Here is an 11,952-nt window from a genome sequence, read left to right on the forward strand (position 1 = left end):
CGGCCCGCACCTCGGGGCGCCGGGCGGTCACTCGTCGCCGGCCCGGCCCGCGGCGGCGGCACCACGGTTGGTACGCGTCCGGACGGGTAACCGGGGCCGGGTGCCGGCCCCCGGGCCGGTGCCCGGCCGGGCTGCCGCAGACACTCCGGGGGGCCGATGTCGCAGACGCCAGCGTCGTCGACCGGGCCGGGGCGCTCCGGCGAGGTCGTGGAGCTACGGGTGCACGGGGTCTCCGGGGCGGGCCCCGAGCAGGTGCTGGGCCGGCCGCACGCGTACCAGGTGGCCGGCGACAACAACGGCGGCTTCTTCCGGCCCCGACCCGGCTACCCGGACAGCGCCGGCCCGGGCGGGGTGACGGTGGAGGCGTACCGCTGGAGCGACCTGCCCTCCGGGACGGCCGTCCGCACCCTGTCGCTGGTCTTCCTGCTGCCGTTCATGCTCTGCAACGTGGCGGTCTGGATGCGCCCGCGGACGGCCGGCTCGCACGCCGTGATGAAGGCGCTGTGCCGGGTCCTCGGGCTCACCCTCACCGCGCTCTACGTGCTCTCCATCGTCGGGGTCGCGCTGGACCTGGTCGCCTGGCAGTGCATGGCCGCCCCGCACTGCTTCCGTGGCCGGGACTGGCTCTCCTGGCTGGGCGGGCAGCGGATCGGGCTGCGCCTCGCCGTGCTCAGCCTGGTCCCGGCGGCGGCCATCGGCCTGCTCTGGTGGCTCGGCGCGCGCCCCGGCCGACCGTTCACCAGCTCCCGCCCCCGGCCGCCGGGGGACGCCGGCATGCAGGACCTGAGCGCCGTGGGGCAGTGGGACTCGGCGCCCCTGGTCGGCAGGATGCGGTCGATCCACGTGGCGGTGGCGTTCGCCACGTTGAGCGCGAGCCTGCTCGCCGCCCGGGCGGGATCCGGCGCCTCGCCCGCCGCGCTGGTGCTGGCGGTGCTCGTCGGGCTGATCGTGCTGAGCTGCGTGGCGCTGGTCTGCTCCCACGCCCACATCGACCTGCCCGAGGCCGGCGCGCCGGTGGACCGGCTCGTCCGGGGGCTGCGCACCGTGGCCGTCGGGCTGACCGCGCTCGTCGTGGCGGTCGTCCTGGTCGACCCGGCGCCGTGGCCGGCGGGGATCGGCCTGCCCCGGTACGGCGCCACGATCGCCTGGGTGTTCCTCGCCCAGACGCTGCTGCTGGCCGCCATCGGGCTCATCGTGCTCCGGCAGCGCGCGCCGCGCGACACGCCACGGGGCGGGTACGGCGCACCCGCGGTCGCGGCCGTCGCCACCGGGCTGGCGGTGGCGTTCTCCTCCGAGCTCGTCTACCGGGCGGCGGACCTGCTGAACGGGAACGAGCCGACGGCCTCGCAGCTGCTGATGAGCCCGCCGCTGGCGTACAAGTGGGCGATCTTCGGGTTCGTGCTGGCGGTGGTCGGCACGCTGGTCGTCGGCGGGTTCGTCGTCGTCGTCTCCGGCCGCACGCGCTACCGCGTCGCCGCCGGGATCGTGGCCCGCGACTTCCCGAACGCGCCACCCGAGGCGAGGTCGAGGCTGCGGGAGGTGGAGCGGGCCATCGCCCGGGCCCGGTTCACCGAGCGGCTGGAGCCGCTCACCGTCGTCTACGCCTGCCTCATCGGGGTCGCCCTGGCCACGAGCGTCCTGGGGCTCATGGGTCGGTATCCGGCGGCCCTCGTCGAGGGCTACACCGGGGTGCCCGGCGATCTCGTGAACTTCATGCTCGGCGTGGGCAGCTACGTGATCGCGGCGATCCTCCTCGGCCTGTTCGTGGGTGGGATCTTCGCCTACCGGACCACCGAGTTCCGCCGGTACGTCGGCGTGATCTGGGACCTCGGCACGTTCTGGCCCCGCTCGGCCCATCCGTTCGCCCCGCCGTGCTACTCCGAACGGGCGGTGCCGGAGCTGACCCGTCGGATCACCTACCTGGTCGAGCGCGGCAACGGGGTGCTGCTCTCCGGGCACAGCCACGGGTCCGTGCTGCTCGCGGCGACCGTCCTGCAACTGCCGCCCGCGGTGACCGAGCGGGTCGCCCTGCTCACCTACGGATCGCCGTTGCGCCGGCTCTACGGGTCGCTCTTCCCGGCGTACGTCAACGAGGAGTCGCTGCGGAAGGTCGGGCGGCGGGTCGGCTGGCGGTGGATCAACATCTGGCGGGACACCGACCAGATCGGTGGCTGGATCTTCTCACCCCACCGGCCGACCGACCGGATGCCGCCGGGAGACCCGGCCGCCGCGGTGGACCGGCGGCAGGTCGACCCGCAGGACGTGGTGCCGCCGCCCAGCGACAGCGTGCCCCCGCCGATCCTCGGCCACTGGCCCGGTGAGACCGACGAGCGCTTCGCCAGCACGATCCGGGACCTCGTCGGCCGGCTCCGCGCCGGACGCGCCTGACCTCCGCCCGCGGTCGGCGGAGGTCGGGCAGACCGCGGGGTCAGTGCGCCGGTGCGGCCGGCGCGACAGCGGTGACCTCGACCTCGATCACCGCACCGGGCAGGAAGAGCCGGCTCACCTCGACCGTGGTGCTGGCCGGTGGCGGGGCGCCGGTGAAGAGCCGGCGCCGCACGGCCGCGTACCCGGGCAGGTCGTCCAGGTCGGTGAGGAAGCTGCGGACGTGCAGCACGTCCGCGAGACCGGCGCCGTGCGCCGCGAGGACGCCCTCGACGATCTCGAAGATCCGTTCGGACTGCGCGACCACGTCGCCCGGCGCGACCACGTGGCCGTCGTCGTCGACGCCGACCTGGCCGGCGAGGAGCAGCAGCGCCCCGCCGGCCAGGTCGATCCGGGCGACATGGGCGAACCGGTCGCCGAAGGGCGCGGCGACGGTGTGCGGGTTGTCGAGGGTGAGTTTCACGGGCGCTCCCCGGTGGTGAGGCTGGCGATGTCGGCGGTCGGATCGGGGGCGGCGGCGAGCGCCGCCCGGGCGGCGCGTACCAGTGACGCGTCCGCGCCGGTGAGTTCGGCGAGGACGAGTCCCAGGTCCTTCTGCGCGAGCGCGACCGGGAACTCGGCGTCGGCGGTGGTGGCCCGGGCGACGGCGGCGGCGAGCGGGCCGCCACCGAGCAGGTCCAGGGCGGTGTCGCGGTCGATCCCGACGGCGCGGGCCACGGCGAGCGCGTCGGCGACACCGGCCACGCCGATCAGCAACGCCGTGTTGAGCACCAGCTTGGCCGCCGCGCCGCTGCCGGTGCCGCCCACGTGGTGGACCGTGCCGAGCACCTCCAGCACGGGGCGGGCGCGGGCGACGGCGTCCGCCGTGCCGCCGGCGTACACCCGGAGTCGGCCGGCGGCCGCGGCCGCGACGCTCCCGGCGACGGGGGCGTCGACGAGGCCCACCTCCGGTGTCAGGCGGGCGGCGACGGACCGGATCGCGGAGGGCCCGATGGTGGACATCTCGACGAGGCAGGTGCCCGGTGCGAGGGCCGCCCCGGCGCCGCCCGGTCCGAACAGCACGGCGTCGACGGCGGCCGGGTCGGCGAGCATGGTGACGGCCACGTCGGCCCCGGCGACGGCGTCGGCGGGTGAGTCCGCCACCGCGGCTCCGGCCGCGCGCAGTGGTCGGGCGCGGGCGGGGGTGCGGTTCCACACCGTCACGGGATGGCCGGCGGCGAGCAGGCGGCGCGTGACGGGGGTGCCCATCCGTCCGGTACCGAGTACGGCGATCTTCACCATGCCGGAAACCGTAGGCGGACGCCGGTCATGCCACCAGCGAGTCCTGCTCATGGACGCCATGCGTGCGACGCATGGCACCGGGTAGGGTCGCCGGGTGCAGATCGAGGCGCTCGACGTGTTGCGGACGGTGGTCCGGCACGGATCGATCACCGCCGCGGCCCGGGAGCTGCGCTACACGCAGTCGGCCGTGTCACGGCAGGTCGCCGCCCTGGAGTCGGAGTTCGGGGTGGTGCTCTTCGACCGGCTCCCCCGGGGCGTGACGCTGACCGAGGAGGGGCGGCGACTGCTCCCGCACGTGGAGGCCGTGCTCGACCGGCTCACCACCGCGCGCCGGGAGCTGGACGCGCTGCGGGGGCTCGGCGGCGGCCGGCTCCGGGTCGGGGCCTTCCCCACCGCGATGGCCGCGCTGGTGCCCCGCGCGCTGGCCGCGTTCCGCGCCGCGCACCCGGAGGTCGGGCTCTCGCTGGTCGAGGGCCGCACGCCGGCCCTGCTGGAGCGGCTGCTCGCCGGCGACGCGGACCTGGCCGTGGTGAGCGCCCCGCCCGACCAGCCGCTGGACGCCGAGCGGTTCACCCTGCACCACCTGCTCGACGAACGCCTGCTGGTGGCGGTGCCCCGGCGGCACCCGCTGGCGGGCCGGGACACGGTGCGCCTCGCCGAGCTTGCCGGGGACTGTTTCATCGCCGGCTCCGCCGACGGGGGCGACCCGTTCATGCGGGCCACCATGCCCGCGGGTTTCCGGCCGCGCATCGACATCGTCGCCGCCGACTGGACCGGCAAGCTCGGGTGCGTGGCCGCCGGGCTCGGCGTCGCGCTGGTGCCCGCGCTGGCCGTGCGGGCCGCACCGGCCGATCTCACCCTGCTCCGGGTCCATCCCGACGACGCGCCGGCCCGGCGGGTCTACGCGGCCACGGTCGCCCACCGGCACCACTCCCCGGCGACGGCCGCGCTGCTCCCCGTCCTCGACGCGGTGGCGGGCGAGCTCTGACCGCGCCTCGACCCGGCCCCGGCCGGCGGCTCGTGCGGGCCCCGCCGGGCGGCGGTCGGCGACGGGGCCCGGCGGCGGCACGTGCGCGGGCGGGCGGCCGGGCGCCGGTTATCCTCGGCCGGGTGAACGCCTCCAGGCAGCCCGAGCGCCGGCTGATCGCCTCGAACAAGAAGGCGCGGCACGACTACACGGTCCTCAAGACGTACGAGGCGGGGATCGTGCTGGTCGGCACCGAGGTCAAGTCGCTGCGGGAGGGGCGGGTGTCGCTCGTCGACGCGTTCGCCCAGGAACGCGACGGCGAGATCATGCTCTACGGGCTGCACATCGCCGAGTACGGCTTCGGCACCTGGACGAACCACCAGCCCCGGCGCACCCGCAAGCTGCTGCTGCACCGGGTGGAGATCGAACGGATCCTGGCCCGGACCCGGGAGGGCGGGATCACCCTCGTGCCGTTGTCGATGTACTTCGAGAACGGCTGGGCCAAGGTGGAGCTGGCGCTGGCGCGGGGCCGCCGGTCGTACGACAAGCGTCAGGCGCTCGCCGAGCGGGACGCCAACCGGGAGATCGCCCGGGAGATGGGTCGCCACCTCAAGGGCCGCACCCGCCGGCCCTGACCGCCGCCGCGCCGACCGCCGCAACCGCAGTTGCCAGGACGAGTCGGCAAAGCGCGCCGCACTCGCGGGCCGAACGGGGCTTCCGACCTTGCACATGCTGCCGGTAGGGTGGGCCGGTGGGATCGTTCCGGATCGGGGAGGCCGCCGAGCTGCTCGGCGTCAGCGCCGACACCGTCCGCCGGTGGATCGACGCGGGGCGGCTGCCGGCCGACCGGGACGAGCACGGGCACCGGATCGTCGACGGGGTGGCCCTCGCGGCGTTCGCCCGCGGTCAGGGCACGGACCCGGCCGAGGGAGCCGAGACCTCCTCGGCGCGCAACCGGCTGCGCGGCATCGTGGTCAACGTCGTGAGGGACACCGTGATGGCGCAGGTCGACATCCAGGCCGGCCCGTTCCGGATCGTGTCGCTGATGAGCCGGGAGGCCGCCGACGAGCTGGATCTCCAGGTCGGATCGGTCGCGGTGGCCGTGATCAAGTCGACCACCGTCGTGGTGGAGCGGGCCGCGCCGGCGGCCGGGCCGCGCGGGAGGGCGGGCGCGTGAGCGGTGGACGGATCCGCGCGACGGCGGCGACCGCGCTCGCCGTGGCGGTCGCGCTGAGCGGCTGCGGCGCGGGCGGCCGGGGCGACTCCGGCGGGAGCGCGGCGGGCGGCACGGTGACCGTGTTCGCCGCCGCCTCACTGACCGAGTCGTTCACCCGGATCGGGGCGGACTTCGAGGCCGCCCACCCGGGCACGACGGTCGTGTTCAACTTCGGCGGCAGCTCGGCGCTGGCCACCCAGATCAACCAGGGCGCGCCCGCCGACGTGTTCGCCTCGGCCGCGCCGCGGAACATGACGGCGGTCGTCGAGGCCGGCAACGTCGACGGCGAGCCGACCGTCTTCGCCCGCAACCAGCTGGTCATCGCCGTGACCCGGGACAACCCGACGGGCATCCGGGGCCTGGCCGACCTCGCCCGGCCCGGCACCAAGGTCGCCCTCTGCGCCGAGCAGGTGCCGTGCGGCGCGGCCGCCCGCGACGCGCTGTCGGCGGCCGGGGTGACGCTGACCCCGGTCACCCTCGAACAGGACGTCAAGGGGGCGCTGTCGAAGGTGCGGCTCGGCGAGGTCGACGCCGCTCTGGTCTACCGCACCGACGTGCGGGCCGCCGCCGACGAGGTGGCCGGCGTCGAGTTCCCCGAGTCGGCGCGCGCCGTGAACGACTACCCGATCGCGGTGCTCAAGGACGCGCCCCACCGGGCGGCGGCGTTCGTGACGTACGTCCGCTCCGACGCGGGTCGGGCCGTGCTCGCCGACGCCGGCTTCCAGACACCGTGACGGCGACCACCGAGGCACCGCCCGCCGCCCCGAGCACCGCGCGTACGCCCGCGCGGCGGGCCCGGGTGCCGCTGCCGCTGCTGGTCCCCGCCGGGCTGGGCCTGCTCTTCCTCGTCCTGCCGCTCGGCGGGCTCCTGGCCCGCGCACCCTGGTCCACGCTGCCGCAGCGGCTCACCGAGCCGGGCGTGCTCACCGCGCTGCGGCTGTCGCTGCTCACGGCCACCCTCGCGACGCTGCTCTGCCTGCTGCTCGGGGTGCCCCTCGCCTGGCTGCTCGCCCGGGTCGAGTTCCCCGGCCGGCGCGTCGTCCGGGCCCTGGTCACCGTGCCGCTGGTGCTTCCGCCGGTCGTCGGCGGCGTGGCGCTGCTGCTGGTCTTCGGTCGGCGCGGCCTGCTCGGCGGGTGGCTCGACACGACGTTCGGGATCACCCTGCCGTTCACCACCACCGGCGTGGTGCTCGCCGAGGCGTTCGTGGCGATGCCCTTCCTGGTGATCGCCGTCGAGGGGGCGCTGCGGGCCGCCGACCACCGCTACGAGGAGGCCGCCGCCACCCTCGGCGCCGGCCGGTGGACGACCTTCACCCACGTCACGCTCCCGATGGTCGGGCCCGGGCTGGCCGCCGGTGCGGTGCTGTGCTGGGCCCGGGCCCTCGGGGAGTTCGGCGCGACCATCACCTTCGCCGGCAACTATCCGGGGCGTACCCAGACGATGCCGCTCGCCGTCTACCTCGCGCTGGAGACCGACCTGGAGGCCGCCATCGTGCTCAGCCTCGTGCTGCTCACCGTCTCGGTCACCATCCTCGCCGCCCTGCGCGACCGCTGGATCACGGCGCCGTGACCGCTCCGCTGCTCGACGCCCGGCTCGTCGTCGACCGGGGCACGTTCCGGCTCGACGTGCCACTGCGGGTCGCGGCCGGGGAGGTGGTCGCGCTGCTCGGGCCGAACGGCGCCGGCAAGACGACGGCGCTGCGGGCCCTCGCCGGCCTGCAACCGCTCAGCGCCGGGCACGTCACCCTGGCCGGCACGGACGTCGACCGCCCGGCGCGGCGTGCCTGGGTGCCGACGGAGCGGCGCCCCGTCGGGGTGGTCTTCCAGGACTACCTCCTCTTCCCGCACCTGAGCGCCCTGGAGAACGTGGCCTTCGGGCCGCGCCGGCACGGGCTCGACCGGCGGGCGGCGCGGGACACCGCCCGGCACTGGCTGGACCGGGTCGGGCTGGCCGGGCACGAGCACCGCCGGCCCCGGCAGCTCTCGGGCGGGCAGGCGCAACGCGTGGCGCTGGCCCGCGCGCTCGCCGTGGCGCCGTCGCTGCTGCTGCTGGACGAGCCGCTCGCCGCGCTGGACGCCCGCACGAGGCTGGAGACCCGCGCCGAGCTGCACCGTCACCTGGCCGAGCACCCCGGCGCGACCGTGCTGGTCACCCACGACCCGCTGGACGCGCTCGCGCTGGCCGACCGGCTGGTCATCGTGGAGGGTGGCCGGGTCGTGCAGGAGGGCGACGGGGCCAGCGTCACCGCCCGGCCCCGCACCGACTACGTGGCCCGCCTCGTCGGCCTGAACCTCTACCGGGGCCGCACCGACCGGGACGGGGTCCGGGTCGCCGACGGGTTGACCCTGACCGTCGCCGACCGGGTCGACGGCGAGGTGTTCGTGGCGTTCCGGCCCGCCGCGGTGGCGGTGCACCCCAGCCGCCCCGACGGCAGCCCGCGCAACACCTGGCCGGCCACCGTGGGCGGCATCCAGCGACACGGCGACTACCTGCGGGTACGTCTCGACGGGCCGATCGCGGTGGCCGCCGACGTCACCCCGGCGGCCGCCGCCCACCTGCGGCTCACCCCCGGCCAGCCCGTCTGGGCGGCGGTGAAGGCGGCCGAGACGGCCGCCTACCCGGTCAGCCCCTGACCCTGGCGGTCACCCTGCCGCGGCGGCCGGTGACCCCTCGGTCGCCGTCCGCGCGGTGAAGAAGTCGCGGGCCGCGCCGATCAGGGTGTCGAGCTTGTCGCGGGTGGCCACGAGATCGGCGATCTTCGCGTCGATGCGCTCCCGCTCGGCCACCATCCTCCCCACGATCTCCGGCTGCGTCACCGACTCGGGCGTGAAGACGCACGGCAGCAGGCTGGCGACCGTCCGGCTCGGCAGACCGGCCGCGTAGAGCCGCTGGATCCACTCGACCCGGGCGACCGCGCTCTCTGGATAGTGCCGCTGGCCGCCCGCGCTGCGCTCCGAGGTCAGCAGGTTCTGCTGCTCGTAGTACCGCAGCGCCCGCGTGCTCACGCCGGTCCGGGCGGCGAGTTCACCGATGCGCACGGCTGCTCCTCCATGACGTGGCTCACCACACTTGCCCTTGACGTCAACGTCAGGTTTTAGCGTAGCTCGCGTCGGACGTTCCACCCGATCAACGGAGGCAACCATGAAGATCGCCGATTCCGTCGCCCTCGTCACCGGAGCCAACCGGGGCCTCGGGCGTCACTTCGCGCAACAGCTGCTGGACCGTGGCGCGAAGAAGGTCTACGCGACCGCGCGCCGGCCCGAACTCGTCACCGTCCCCGGCGTGGAGACGCTGCGCCTGGACATCACCGACCCCGCGTCGATCGCGGCCGCCGCGCGGGCCGCCTCCGACGTCACCCTCCTGGTCAACAACGCCGGCGTGTCGACGGGCACCAAGCTGGTGACCGGCGACCTGGACAAGATCCGGCTGGAGCTGGACACGCACTTCTACGGCACCCTGCACATGATCCGCGCGTTCGCCCCGGCGCTGCGGGCCGGGGGCGGCGGCGCGATCCTCAACGTGCTCTCCGCGCTCTCGTGGTTCACCACCGAGGGGGGCTGGGCCTACGGCGCGGCCAAGGCGGCGGCGTGGAACCTCACCAACTCGGCCCGACTGGAGCTGGCGGAGCAGGGCACGCTGGTCACCGGTGTGCACCTGGGCCTCGCCGACACCGACATGTCCACCGGCATCGAGGGTTACCCCAAGGAAGACCCCGCCGAGGTCGTCCGGCGGGCCCTTGACGGCATCGAGGCGAACCAGCTCGAAGTGCTCGTCGACGACTGGTCCCGGCACATCAAGGCCTCGCTGGCCGACGACCCGAGCGCGTTCTACACGCGGGTGGTCGGGGGCCGAGGCGACGCGGCCTGACCTCGGCCGCCCCCGGCTGGACGTCCGGCGGCCCGGCGATCAGTCGGTGAGCAGGTCGGCGTGGGCGGCCCGCAGCCGGGCCAGTGCCGGGTCGCCGCCCGGCCTGGCACGGCGGTCGAGCTCGGCCCACGCCTGCGCCAGCGCGGCGCGGACCGCGCGCAGCTCGGCCGCGTGGCGGCGGCCGCTCTGCTGACGCTGCTCGTCGAGGCGGCGGGCCCAACCCGCGGTGACCGTGGCGAGCCGGTCGGCGTCGGCCCGGGCCTGGGCGAGGGTGCGCGCGGCGCCGGCCGGCACGATGGCCGCCACCGGGCGCGGGTCACCGTCGCGGGTCACGACGGTGACGGTGTCGGTCAGCTCGGCGAGCGACACGAGCTGGGTGAGCCGGGTGCGCACCTCGCGCAGCGGCAGGGTGCGTGGCTGGTCGGGGTGCGGGGGCAGGGCGGAGACAGCCATGGATGCATGGTGACGCCGGGGTACGACAGAACCGTCACCACGGGCCGGGGCGGGCACCCGGGACGCGGGACGGGCACGCCGTCGCGGGGCCGCGCGGGCGACCGGGAGCGTCTACTGTGACCGCTGTGCCGCGCTTCCCGACGGAGCACCGGCCGGGCGGCTCCCGGTGAGCACGCTCGGCCCGACGCAACGCCCACTCTCCCCCGGCGACGTGGCCGCGCTGGCCCGCGCCTCGTTCGGCCCGGCGGCGACGGTCGCCGACAGCGGGCGGATGAGCGGCGGGGGCTTCGCCACGGTGTGGTGGATCCGCCTCGACGACGACCGCCGGGTGGTGCTGAAGCTCGCCCCGCCGCAGGGGGTGCGGCTGCTCCGCTACGAGTGGGGCCTCTGCGCGGCGGAGGCCCGCTACCTCCGGCTGGTGGCCGCCCGGGCTCCGCAGGTGCCGGTGCCGTCGGTGCTGCACCACGGCGTCGACCCGGCGTACGGCGAATGGTTGGTCACCGACCTGCTGCCCGGCCGGTCGCTCGCGGAGTTGGCGGCCGACGGCGGTGTCGACGACTCTGCGGCGCGCTTCGACACCGGCGTGGCGCTCGCCGCCCTGCACGCGGTGACCGGTGACCGGTTCGGATACGACGACGGGCGCCGACCGTCCGGGGCGACGTGGCCTGAGGCGTTCGCTGCGATGGTGGACGGGTTGCTCGCCGACGCGGCGGACTGGGATGTCCGCCTGCCGGCCCCGCCGGAGCGGATCCGCGCGCTGGTGGGGCGGCACGTCACGGCGCTGGCCGCGGTACGCCGGCCGGCGCTGCTGCACTTCGACGGATGGGACGGCAACGTGCTCGCCGCGCCCGCCCCGGACGGCCGGCTTCGACTGACCGGCTTGGTCGACGGGGAGCGTTTCCTCTACGGCGACCCGTTGATGGACCTGACCTCACCGCTGCTGCTGCGGCGGGTGGAGGACGAGCCCGACGACCCGGTGCTGCGCGGCTACCGCGCCGCCGCGGAGCCGTTCGACCTCGACGCCGCCGCGCGACGCCGGCTCAGCCTCTACCGGATGCACCTCTACCTGCTCATGGTCGTCGAGATGCCGAGCCGCGGCATGACCCCCGAGAGCCATCCGCAACGGCACGCCGGCCTGGTCGATCTGCTGCGGCGGGAACTCACCGACCTCGCCCGGGACTGACGACGGTCTCCGGCGAGGCCGGCGCGGGCGGCGCTCAGGACGCCGTCCCGTGCGCCACGAGGGCCCAGGTGAGCAGCCCGAACGCGGCCGTCGAGGCGACCGCCCGCAGCAGGTTCCACCGGATCCACGCCGGGGCGAACGCCTCCCGCACCGCGGCCGGGTCGGCGAGCCGGTCCGGGTCGCCGGCCCGGGCCAGCGCCTCGTTGAGCGGCACGTTGGCGGCCATGGTGACCACCAGGACGAGCAGGTACAGCACCAGCGCCGCCCCGATCCACGGCAGCGCCGCGCGCCACCCGGCGGCCAGGTGCAGCCCCGCCGTCGCGCCGGTGAAGACCAGCGCGCCGAAGAAGCCGAGGAAGAACCAGCCGTTCAGGATGGACTCGTTGATCCGCTGCATGGCCAGGATCAGGGTCCGGTCGTCGGCCCGGGTGAGGCCCGGCAGGACGGCGTAGGCGAACGTGGCGAAGAGACCGGCCATCAGCCCCGTGGTCACTGTCGCGGCGAGCAGGCTCAGGGTGCGCAGGGTGTTCATGCCTGCCAGTCAACGCGCGAGCGGGCCCCGTGGCCATGCGCCAGGGGCCCGTTCACATACGCGCGCG

Annotated in this window: 14 protein-coding genes; 9 read left to right on the plus strand and 5 right to left on the minus strand. The window is 75.8% G+C overall.

The genetic code is table 11. The features are described 5' to 3' along the window. Positions 1–156: 156 nt before the first annotated feature. The gene (locus SM573_RS22340; RefSeq protein WP_474616962.1) at positions 157–2,388 is read left to right on the plus strand and encodes a hypothetical protein; all 2,232 of its coding nucleotides are present in this window, start codon (positions 157–159) and stop codon (positions 2,386–2,388) included. Between the two features lie 40 nt (positions 2,389–2,428). Here the strand turns inward: SM573_RS22340 and SM573_RS22345 are convergent, their stop codons facing one another. Together SM573_RS22345 and SM573_RS22350 are read right to left on the minus strand one after the other, a co-directional pair. Next, positions 2,429–2,848 carry a RidA family protein gene (locus SM573_RS22345; RefSeq protein WP_474616963.1) on the minus strand — a complete coding sequence of 140 codons (420 nt, stop codon included), beginning with the start codon at positions 2,846–2,848 and terminating at the stop codon, positions 2,429–2,431. Next, positions 2,845–3,666 (minus strand): NAD(P)-dependent oxidoreductase, encoded by an 822-nt coding sequence (locus SM573_RS22350; protein WP_474616964.1) that lies wholly within the window; start codon positions 3,664–3,666, stop codon positions 2,845–2,847. The genes SM573_RS22345 and SM573_RS22350 overlap by 4 nt, the downstream gene beginning before the upstream one ends. A gap of 94 nt (positions 3,667–3,760) precedes the next feature. On the opposite strand from SM573_RS22350, the gene SM573_RS22355 reads away from it, so the two are divergent. The 6 genes from SM573_RS22355 to SM573_RS22380 all read left to right on the plus strand — a co-directional run bounded on the left by SM573_RS22355 (position 3,761) and on the right by SM573_RS22380 (position 8,483). Further along, complete coding sequence (locus SM573_RS22355; protein ID WP_474616965.1) at positions 3,761–4,654, plus strand: LysR family transcriptional regulator; 894 nt, start codon at positions 3,761–3,763, stop codon at positions 4,652–4,654. Between the two features lie 122 nt (positions 4,655–4,776). Then, positions 4,777–5,268, plus strand: a complete 492-nt coding sequence (smpB, locus tag SM573_RS22360; protein ID WP_474610516.1) for an SsrA-binding protein SmpB — start codon at positions 4,777–4,779, stop codon at positions 5,266–5,268. 116 nt (positions 5,269–5,384) lie between these two features. Next, the gene (locus SM573_RS22365) at positions 5,385–5,810 is read left to right on the plus strand and encodes a TOBE domain-containing protein (RefSeq protein ID WP_474610517.1); all 426 of its coding nucleotides are present in this window, start codon (positions 5,385–5,387) and stop codon (positions 5,808–5,810) included. Then, a complete protein-coding gene (gene modA, locus SM573_RS22370) occupies positions 5,807–6,583 on the plus strand; it encodes a molybdate ABC transporter substrate-binding protein (protein ID WP_474616966.1) in 777 nt (258 codons plus the stop codon). Before SM573_RS22365 ends, modA begins: the two co-directional genes overlap by 4 nt. Continuing rightward, a complete protein-coding gene (locus tag SM573_RS22375) occupies positions 6,580–7,419 on the plus strand; it encodes an ABC transporter permease (RefSeq protein ID WP_474616967.1) in 840 nt (279 codons plus the stop codon). Before modA ends, SM573_RS22375 begins: the two co-directional genes overlap by 4 nt. Continuing rightward, positions 7,416–8,483 carry an ABC transporter ATP-binding protein gene (locus SM573_RS22380; RefSeq protein ID WP_474616968.1) on the plus strand — a complete coding sequence of 356 codons (1,068 nt, stop codon included), beginning with the start codon at positions 7,416–7,418 and terminating at the stop codon, positions 8,481–8,483. The genes SM573_RS22375 and SM573_RS22380 overlap by 4 nt, the downstream gene beginning before the upstream one ends. A 9-nt stretch (positions 8,484–8,492) precedes the next feature. Here the strand turns inward: SM573_RS22380 and SM573_RS22385 are convergent, their stop codons facing one another. Next, positions 8,493–8,888: a MerR family transcriptional regulator gene (locus SM573_RS22385; protein ID WP_474616969.1), complete on the minus strand. Its 396-nt coding sequence runs from the start codon at positions 8,886–8,888 to the stop codon at positions 8,493–8,495. 103 nt (positions 8,889–8,991) lie between these two features. Here SM573_RS22385 and SM573_RS22390 point away from each other — a divergent pair, with 103 nt between their 5' ends. Beyond that, a complete protein-coding gene (locus SM573_RS22390; protein ID WP_474616970.1) occupies positions 8,992–9,717 on the plus strand; it encodes an SDR family oxidoreductase in 726 nt (241 codons plus the stop codon). A 39-nt stretch (positions 9,718–9,756) separates the two neighbouring features. Here SM573_RS22390 and SM573_RS22395 read toward each other — a convergent pair whose 3' ends face one another. Next, on the minus strand, positions 9,757–10,170 hold the full coding sequence (locus SM573_RS22395; RefSeq protein WP_474616971.1) for a type II toxin-antitoxin system Phd/YefM family antitoxin: 414 nt from the start codon (positions 10,168–10,170) through the stop codon (positions 9,757–9,759). A gap of 166 nt (positions 10,171–10,336) precedes the next feature. Here SM573_RS22395 and SM573_RS22400 point away from each other — a divergent pair, with 166 nt between their 5' ends. Continuing rightward, positions 10,337–11,353: a fructosamine kinase family protein gene (locus SM573_RS22400; RefSeq protein WP_474610524.1), complete on the plus strand. Its 1,017-nt coding sequence runs from the start codon at positions 10,337–10,339 to the stop codon at positions 11,351–11,353. 34 nt (positions 11,354–11,387) lie between these two features. On the opposite strand, the gene SM573_RS22405 is transcribed toward SM573_RS22400, so the two are convergent. Then, a complete protein-coding gene (locus tag SM573_RS22405; RefSeq protein ID WP_474610525.1) occupies positions 11,388–11,885 on the minus strand; it encodes an anthrone oxygenase family protein in 498 nt (165 codons plus the stop codon). Positions 11,886–11,952: the final 67 nt, after the last annotated feature.

It is taken from the genome of Micromonospora xinjiangensis (assembly GCF_056150165.1).

Excerpts from the sequence above, each read along its gene's own strand:
- SM573_RS22340 (WP_474616962.1), top strand. The coding sequence starts at position 157 with ATGTCGCAGACGCCAGCGTCGTCGACCGGGCCGGGGCGCTCCGGCGAG.
- SM573_RS22350 (WP_474616964.1), bottom strand. The coding sequence starts at position 3,666 with ATGGTGAAGATCGCCGTACTCGGTACCGGACGGATGGGCACCCCCGTC.
- SM573_RS22390 (WP_474616970.1), top strand. The coding sequence starts at position 8,992 with ATGAAGATCGCCGATTCCGTCGCCCTCGTCACCGGAGCCAACCGGGGC.
- SM573_RS22395 (WP_474616971.1), bottom strand. The coding sequence starts at position 10,170 with ATGGCTGTCTCCGCCCTGCCCCCGCACCCCGACCAGCCACGCACCCTG.
- SM573_RS22405 (WP_474610525.1), bottom strand. The coding sequence starts at position 11,885 with ATGAACACCCTGCGCACCCTGAGCCTGCTCGCCGCGACAGTGACCACG.